Annotated in this window: 1 protein-coding gene; it reads left to right on the top strand. The window is 66.2% G+C overall.

The features are described from left to right. The first annotated feature begins 70 nt into the window (after positions 1 to 70). Positions 71 to 1,263 (top strand): IS3 family transposase gene (locus tag H0488_RS23305; RefSeq protein ID WP_183101542.1). Its coding sequence is split into 2 segments (ribosomal slippage): positions 71 to 355 and positions 358 to 1,263, totalling 1,191 coding nucleotides; the frame shifts between segments, so codons are not numbered across the junction. The last annotated feature ends 32 nt before the right edge of the window (positions 1,264 to 1,295 follow it).

The raw sequence follows: 1,295 nt of genomic DNA on the forward strand, positions 1-1,295 counted from the left end.
GGGGTCTGCTGCACGGATAGGTGACATCTGATCTGCGTCGATGTGTGTCGGCGCTGGAAGGATGTGCACCGTGCCGAAGCCGTTCCCCAAGGAGTTCCGCGAGGACGTGATCCGGGTCTACCGCGATTCCGATGCCTCCATGGCCCAAGTCGCGAAGGACTTCGGGATCTCGCCGTCGTGTCTGAAGCGGTGGCTGACGATCGACGAGCGGAACTCGTCACGGCAGACCACCTCGACCGGGCCTGGCAGCGAGTCCGATGCGTTGCGTGAGGCGAACAAGCGGATCAAGCTGCTCGAGCAGGAGAACGAGGTCCTGCGCCGCGCTGCCGCTTATCTATCGCAGGCTCATCTGCCGGGAAAATGATGTACCCGCTCGTCCGCGAGCTGGCCGAGGACGGGATCCCCGTCACGGTGACGTGCCGGGTGCTCAAGATCGCTCGCCAGCCCTACTACCGCTGGCTGAGGTGCCCGATCACCGAGGCCGAGCTGACCGCGGCCTACCGCGCCAACGCCTTGTTCGACGCCCACCGCGACGACCCGGAGTTCGGTTATCGGTTCCTGGTCGATGAGGCCCGCGAAGCCGGCGAGCCGATGGCCGAGCGGACGGCCTGGCGGATCTGCTCGGAGCTGGGGTGGTGGTCCGCGTTCGGGAAGAAGCGCGGCAAGAACGGCAAGAAGCCGGGTCCGCCTGTCCACGACGACCTGTGCGCCGTGGTCGATGACAACGGCAGGGTCCGTCATGAGTTCGCAGCCGCCCGGCCGAACGAGCTGTGGCTCGCCGACATCACCGAGCACTGGACCGGGGAGGGCAAGCTGTATGTCTGCGCGATCAAGGACGTCTACTCCAACCGGATCGTCGGCTACTCGATCGACTCACGGATGAAGTCGCGGCTCGCGGTCGCGGCACTCAGCCACGCGGTCGCGCGCCGCGGTGACGTGGCCGGCTGTGTGCTGCACACCGACCGCGGGTCGCAGTTTCGAAGCCGGAAGTTCGTCCACGCAATCAACCGTCACGACATGGTCGGATCCATGGGCCGCGTCGGTGCCGCCGGCGACAACGCCGCCATGGAGTCGTTCTTCTCGCTGCTACAGAAGAACGTCCTCAACCGCCGCACCTGGAACACCCGCGAGGAGCTGCGGATCGCGATCGTCAGATGGATCGAGAGGACCTACCACCGCCGCCGCAGGCAGGCCGCTCTCGGACGGTTGACCCCCGTCGAATACGAGTTGATCATGACCCCACCCGCCACCCAGGCGGCCTAACCCCAACTGTCACCCGTTCGTGCAGCAGACCC

Source organism: Nocardioides pelophilus (genome assembly GCF_014180685.1).
In the GTDB taxonomy this organism is placed as follows: domain Bacteria; phylum Actinomycetota; class Actinomycetes; order Propionibacteriales; family Nocardioidaceae; genus Nocardioides; species Nocardioides pelophilus.